The organism is Streptomyces sp. NPDC048484 (assembly GCF_040651415.1).
Taxonomy (GTDB): domain Bacteria; phylum Actinomycetota; class Actinomycetes; order Streptomycetales; family Streptomycetaceae; genus Streptomyces.
Window position 1 is genome coordinate 178,315 of the sequence record NZ_JBEZJY010000017.1, and the last position, 6,491, is coordinate 184,805.

The window sequence follows — 6,491 nt, forward strand, 5'->3', positions numbered from 1 at the left end:
TCAGATCCTTGCGCTCAGCTGCCCGCCTTCAGCAGTGCCGCCACGATCGGGCCGGCCGTCTCGCCGCCGTGGCCGCCCTGCTGGACCACGCCCGCGGCCGCCAGGTCGCCCTTCCAGGCGGTGAACCAGCCATTGGGCTTCTTCTGGTTGTCGACCTCCGCGGAACCGGTCTTGGCTCCGAAGTCGGGGCCGAGACCCGCCATGGCCTCGGCCGCCGTACCGGACGAGGCCGTGTACTGGAGGAGTTCCTTGAGCTGGGCCTGTGTGTCGGACGACAGCGAGCGGGACCCCTTCGCGAGGGTCCGGTCGTCGACCGTCGGAGAGACCAGGTAGGGCTGGTGGAACGTGCCCGTCTTGGCCGTGGCGACGACCGACGCCATGTTCAGCGGGTTCATCCGCACCCCGCCCTGGCCGATCAGCGAGGCCGCCTTCTGGGCCTGCGACTGCACCGGTACCGAGCCGTCGAAGGTCGGCACTCCGATGGCCCAGTCGTTCTTCCCGAGGCCGAACACCTCCTGAGCCTGCTTGGTCAGGTCGTCGTCGCTCAGCTTCTTGGCCTGGCTGATGAAGGCCGTGTTGCAGGAGCGCGCGAAGCTCGCCTTGAACGTGCCGCCCTTGATCTCGAACTTGTCGTCGTTCTGGAACTTCCAGCCGCCGTACGTCGAGTACTTGGGGCAGGGATGCTCCTTGTTCGTCGACGCGAGCCCCTTGTCGATGAGGAGCGAGGCTGTGATGACCTTCATCGTCGAGCCCGGAGCCAGGGAGCCCTGGAACGCGGTGTTGAAACCGTGACCCGAGTTCGCGACCGCCAGGATCTCGCCGGTCGACGGCTTGATCATGACGGCCGACGCCTTGGACTTGGCCGCCACCTGCTGCTCGGCGGTCTCCTGGAGGGCCGGGCTGAGCGTCGTACGGACCGTGCCCGGTGTGCCCTTGCTCAGCTCCAGCAGCGTTTTGTCGGGGTTCTTGTCGGAGGCGGCCTTCTTGTCGTCGGCCTCGGTCTCCTTGGAGCCTCCGGTGGCTTCGGCGTCCTCGGACCCGGCGCGGATCACCCGCAGCTCGACGCCCGCCTTGCCGCCGGCCTTCTTGCCGTACTTCTCCCGCAGGCCGTCGAGGACCGTCCCGAGCGAGGGGTACTTGGCGGTCGTCAATTCGCCGCCGTCCCGGTCCAGGGCCTTGACCGGAGGCGTCCCGGCCTCGCCGGTGACCAGCTTGTCGCCGTCCTCCAGCTCCGGGTGGACGACCGCCGAGTGCCAGTCGACCAACGGCTTCCCGTCCTTGACGCGGCGCACCACGGTGAGCTCGGACTCGTATGCGAGGGGTTCGGTCAGGCCCTTGTACGTGACCGTGCCCTTGACGGCGAACGGGACGGCGGCGCCGGAACGCTTCTTGGCGGTGAGCGTCACATCCTTGATGTACGCCTCCTTGCCGTAGCCGGTGAGCAGGGTGGCCGCTGCCGTGGTGTCGTTCGTCGAGGCGGCGGCCTTCTTGACATCACCGCCCTGCCAGGCCGTGAGGAACGCGGTGGCCGTGGACTTCACCTCGGCCGCCGACAGCGGGCCGCTCTTCACGGGCTTCGCGTCGGAGGCGGAACCCGCGTCGGCCGACGCCCCGCCGCCGTACACGGCGTACACGCCGAAGCCCGCACCGCCGACGACAACGGCGATCATCCCGCCGATGACGGCCGGCTTCGTCTTCGGCCGGTTCGGCCTGTTCGTCGTGCCACGCTCAGTCGCGCGCCTTCTGTTCCCCACGGCTTCCGTTCCTTCGCTGATTCCCCGACGCCCTCAACGGTTCTCTACGAGTCTCTACGACAACGAGAGCCCCACTTTAGAGTCCCGCCCTGTGAGGGTGAGTTCAGCCACCTGTCCGTAGCACAGCTGCGACAATCGGACCCGCCGCGTCCCCACCGTGGCCGCCCTGCTCCGTCATGGCCGCGGCCGAGATGTCGCCCCGGAATCCGGTGAACCAGCTGTTGGACGTCTCCTGCCCGTCGACCTCGGCGGAGCCGGTCTTGGCGCCGATGTCACCGCCGAGCCCGGACATGGCCTGCGCGCCGGTGCCGCTGGTCGCGGTGAGCCGCATCATCTGCTTCAGCTGGGCGGCGGTGCCGCTCGGCAGGCCGCGGGCGGTGGCCACCTTCCGGTTGTCGAGCTTCGGCGACACGAGGTAGGGCTGGCGGAACGTGCCCGTGATCGCGGTCGCCGTGACCGACGCCACGTTCAGCGGGTTCATCTGGACGTCGCCCTGGCCGATGGCGTTGGCCGCGCGCTTCGGGCCGCCGGACGCGGGGACGCTCCCGTCGAAGGAGACGATGCCCGTCTTCCAGTCCTTGCCGAGACCGAACCGCTCCTGCGCCTCGGTGGTGAGCGACTCATCGGTGAGCGGGCGCTCGTCGGAGCCGTCGATGAGCTTCACGAAGGTGGTGTTGCACGAGCGCGCGAAACTGTTGGCGAGCGTGGCGCTCTCATCGGGCTTCATGCCCTTGAGGTTGTGGAAGACCGCGCCCTGCCAGGTCGCGGTCGCCGGGCACGGCGCCGGGCCGTTCATCGCGGTGACGCCGTTGTCGATGAACATCGCCGCGGTGACGATCTTCATCGTGGAGCCGGGGGCGGCCTTGCCCTGGAACGCCGCGTCGAACGCGTCCTCGCGGTGGTTCGCGACCGCCAGCACCTCGCCGGTGCTCGGTTTCACGGCGACCACGGACGACTGGTCGTACTGCTTGACGGCCTTCTCCGCCGCCGCCTGGACGCCCGCGCCGATCGTCGTGCGGAGCTTGCCCGCCTTGCCCTTGGTGAGGGTCACCAGCGGGCTGTCCCCGGCCTCCTCGCTCGCGTGCCGGATCACGAGCTCGACGCCGGGTGTGCCGCCCGCCTTGTCGCCGTACCGGTCACGCAGCGTGTCGAGCATGGGCCCCAGCGACGGGTACTTCTTCTTGGTCAGGACGACGCCGTCGCGGTCCACCGCATCGATGGGCGGGCTCACCGACTCGCCGGTGACCAGGGTGTCGCCGGCCTTGAGGTCCGGGTGCAGGACGGACGGCTGCCAGTCGACCAGCGCCTTGCCCGTGGTCTTGCCCCGCACCACGGCCAGCTCGCTCTTGTATGCGAGAGGCTTGCTCTTCCCCTCGTACGACACCGTGGCCGACACCGAGAAGGGGACGGTCGTGCCCGCCGCCGTACCGGGCGTGACCTTCACCTTCGTGATGTGCGCCTGGCCGGCGTAGGCGACCAGCAGGTCCTTGGCGGCCACCGCGTTGTCCGTCAGGTCGGCGGCCGTGGGCGCGTCGCCCTGCTCCCAGGCAGCGAAGAACTTCTCCGAGGTCTCCTGGACCTCGTCGTCCGACGGTGGCCCGGTCTTCGCCGCCTTGCCCTCCGCCGTGCCCCCGTCCCCGCTGACCGCGCTCACGATGTTGTACGCGCCGTACCCGGCGCCCCCGACCATCACAGCGAACACTCCGCTGACGATGCCGACCTTGACCCCGCTGCGCATTGCGCGTCCCCTTCCCCGTGAGCGTCCTGAACGCGTTCTGAACGCGTTCAGAACAGTGTCCCTGCGTTGCACTGTATGCGGGGAGAGTGACGCATGGGGGTGGTGTTCCCCGATCGTTAGACGGAGCGGGCCGGGCTGTGCAGGGCCGGTCCCGGACGGCGCAGGCCTCTGTCAGACGGCGCAGGCCTCGGCGATCGACAGGCTGTTCTCGTAGAGGTGGTGCCGGGTGATCCGCCCGTCCTCGACGGTGAGGTGCAGCGCGAACGGGCCCTCGAAGGACTTTCCCGTCGCCCGTACGGTCCCCGACACGTGCCCCGTCAGGACCGCGTCGGTGCCGTCGACGAGGAAGGCGCCGACCGAGGCGCGCGCCTCCTCGGGCACGGTGTGTTCCATCAGCTCCGTGAACTGGGCGGCGCATTCGGCGGCGGTGGACCGCGGGCGGATCCACGGGACGGTCGGGTTCTCGGCGAGCACCCAGTCGACGTCGTCGGCGAAGAGCTCGACGAGACGCCCGGTGTCCCCGGCCATCCGGGCGGCGAGGAACTCCTGCACGACGGCCCGGGTGGCCTCGCCGACGCCGACGCCGACGCCGACGCCGACGCCGACGCCGACGGTTCCGGTTCCGGTTCCGGCTCCGGTGGTCGAACTCACCGTGGTGACGGTGGTGACGGTGGTGACGGGGGGCTTGACGGACATGGCGATCTCCTCGCTGCTGCGACCGGATCCCGGGACCCCGGTGGGGGTTCCCGTCGATGCGACTGATCCTGCCGGGGGAGGGGAGAGCGGTCGATTACTCCGGGGGTAATGGGCCGGGGCCATCGAAACGGGTCAGTCCGTTTCGCGGCGGATGAGCGGATAAGCGGATGACAGGACGCACGTAGAGTGTCCATCTTCTCTGCGTCGCCCGCAGGCTGCAGGAGTTGGACTATCCGTTGTGTGCTTCGAACTCGGTCGCCAGCGTCTGTTGGGTGGCCGCCCACGACGCCAGGAGCGCCAGATTGTCAGCGGTCGGTGTGCCCGCGGGTGCGGTGTAGATGTTGAGGTGCAGGCCGGGTTCGGCGGGCAGTTCCAGGGGTTCGACGTCCAAGTCGAGCCGGCCCACGATCGGATGGTGCATACGCTTGCGGCCGGACCGGTGCAGCCGCACGTCCTGAGATGCCCACCGCTGCCGAAACAGCTCACTGCACGTTGACAGTTCGCCGACCAGGGCGATCAGTTCCTCGTCGTGCGGATTGCGGCCGGCTTCCATGCGCAGCTTCGCGGCCACGCCACCGGCAACCTGGTCGTAGTCGACAAAGAAATCTCTGGCCGCCTCGGGGTTCAGATAGACGAACCGCGCTGTGTTCGCGGGCCGTCGCGGGTCGGCCAGCACCGGTGAATACAGCGCGCGAGCGAGTTGATTCATGGCGAGCACGTCATAACGGCCGTTACCGATCCAGGCCGGCGCGTCGGAGATCGCGTCGAGCACCTGCTGCAGCGTCGAGCGCACCGCCACGGCAGGCCTGCGCCGGCGTGGGCTGCGGGGCGCCCTCGATTGGCGCGCGAGGTGGAACAGGTGGTCGCGCTCCGCTTCGTCGAGCTGCAAGGCAGAGGCCAACGCCTCGAGCACGCCGTCGGAGGCACCGGCGAGGCTGCCGCGCTCCATGCGCACGTAGTAGTCGACCGATACCCCCGCCAGTAGCGCGACCTCCTCGCGGCGCAGACCTTTGACCCGGCGGTTGCCGCCGTAAGCGGGCAGGCCCGCCTGCTCGGGTGCGATGCGGGCGCGACGTGAGCTGAGAAACTCCCGGATCTCGGTGCGTAGATCCATCGCGGATATCTCCTCAACGTAAGCCCGTCCCGCAGTTTAATGGATACCTGTTGCGGTCGTTGCGGTACCGCCGTCCACCGGGATGATGGCGCCCGTGAGATAGGACCCGGCCCGGCTGGCGAGAAACACGGCGGCACCCGCCATGTCGTCGTCGCGGCCTATCCGGCGCAGGGGGGCCGCCGCCGCGATCGTGTCGCCCATGGCATCGAGCGTGGAGTCCATCATCTGCGACCGGAACACTCCCGGTGCCACCGCGTTCACCGTGACGTGCTGTGGGCCCAGCTCCCTGGCAAGTACCCTGGTGAGTTGATGGAGTGCCGCTTTGCTGCTGGCGTACGAGTAGTTGGGCGACGGGGCGACGTGGATGGCGGCGATGCTGCCGATGTTGATGATCCGTGCGGGATCATCGGCGCTGCCCGCCTTACGAAGTGCCGGGAGCAGCGCCTGCACCAGCCAGAACGGCGACTTGAGGTTGAGGTCGAGCACTGAATCCCAGGCCTCGTCCGGGAACGTCTCCAGCGGCTCGCGCCACATCGCTCCCGCGTTGTTGACAAGGATGTCCAGGCGGTCCGAGTCGGCCTGGACAAGATCAGCGAGGCGCTGACACTCGTCGTGCCTGGACAGGTCGGCGGGGATTGCTCGCACGTCGCCGAATTCGGACAGCAGACGCTGTGCCTCCGCGCACGTGTCTGCGTTGCGTGAGCTGATGACGACGCGGGCGCCCGCCTGGAGAAGGCCGCGCGCAATCATCATCCCAATGCCTCTGGTGCCGCCAGTGACAAGGGCGTACTTCCCACTCAGATCGAAAAGTTCTGTGTGAGTGGTGAATTGGTTGTCCGTCATTGGTCTTCGTCCATTCTGTCGTGGAAGAATGCGCCGACACGGTCACGCATTCGCGGCAGCTGAATTGAACTGATGGGGGTAAAGCTGCAGTGCGTTTCCATGGAGTGTTGTCGGCGCTTTCGACTCACTCAGATTGACAGGAGTTTGGAACGTCGGGGAGACCCTGGTGATACAGGTACTGTCAGAACCCCCCTTCCCTGGTGCGCCGACTCACTGATTCGCCCCTTGTACGGAAATCTGTACCTCTCGCCAGCCCTTCAGTTGGAGATCGGTTCCGCTGCGGTAGTTCGACGGTTCGGTGGTGGTGGGCCGGATGTCGTGGTGCGGGTGTGACCTCGAGGGCTGC

General features: G+C 68.1%; 5 protein-coding genes. All 5 read right to left on the bottom strand.

All coding sequences use genetic code 11. The features are described 5' to 3' along the window. Positions 1 to 14 precede the first annotated feature (14 nt). Complete coding sequence (locus AB0D14_RS19280; protein WP_362780456.1) at positions 15 to 1,670, bottom strand: penicillin-binding transpeptidase domain-containing protein; 1,656 nt, start codon at positions 1,668 to 1,670, stop codon at positions 15 to 17. Between the two features lie 187 nt (positions 1,671 to 1,857). Continuing rightward, a complete protein-coding gene (locus tag AB0D14_RS19285; RefSeq protein WP_362780413.1) occupies positions 1,858 to 3,492 on the bottom strand; it encodes a penicillin-binding transpeptidase domain-containing protein in 1,635 nt (544 codons plus the stop codon). Between the two features lie 171 nt (positions 3,493 to 3,663). After that, entirely contained in the window at positions 3,664 to 4,188 is a 525-nt protein-coding gene (locus tag AB0D14_RS19290; protein ID WP_362780415.1) for a nuclear transport factor 2 family protein, read from the bottom strand. A 229-nt stretch (positions 4,189 to 4,417) separates the two neighbouring features. Continuing rightward, entirely contained in the window at positions 4,418 to 5,302 is an 885-nt protein-coding gene (locus AB0D14_RS19295; RefSeq protein WP_362780416.1) for a helix-turn-helix transcriptional regulator, read from the bottom strand. Positions 5,303 to 5,338: 36 nt separating this feature from the next. After that, on the bottom strand, positions 5,339 to 6,145 hold the full coding sequence (locus tag AB0D14_RS19300) for an SDR family oxidoreductase (RefSeq protein ID WP_362780418.1): 807 nt from the start codon (positions 6,143 to 6,145) through the stop codon (positions 5,339 to 5,341). Between the last annotated feature and the right edge of the window lie 346 nt (positions 6,146 to 6,491).

What these genes read in the sequence shown, in the direction of transcription:
- AB0D14_RS19280 (WP_362780456.1), bottom strand. Translation starts at nt 1,670, where the DNA reads ATGATCGCCGTTGTCGTCGGCGGTGCGGGCTTCGGCGTGTACGCCGTG.
- AB0D14_RS19285 (WP_362780413.1), bottom strand. Translation starts at nt 3,492, where the DNA reads ATGCGCAGCGGGGTCAAGGTCGGCATCGTCAGCGGAGTGTTCGCTGTG.
- AB0D14_RS19290 (WP_362780415.1), bottom strand. Translation starts at nt 4,188, where the DNA reads ATGTCCGTCAAGCCCCCCGTCACCACCGTCACCACCGTCACCACGGTG.
- AB0D14_RS19295 (WP_362780416.1), bottom strand. Translation starts at nt 5,302, where the DNA reads ATGGATCTACGCACCGAGATCCGGGAGTTTCTCAGCTCACGTCGCGCC.
- AB0D14_RS19300 (WP_362780418.1), bottom strand. Translation starts at nt 6,145, where the DNA reads ATGACGGACAACCAATTCACCACTCACACAGAACTTTTCGATCTGAGT.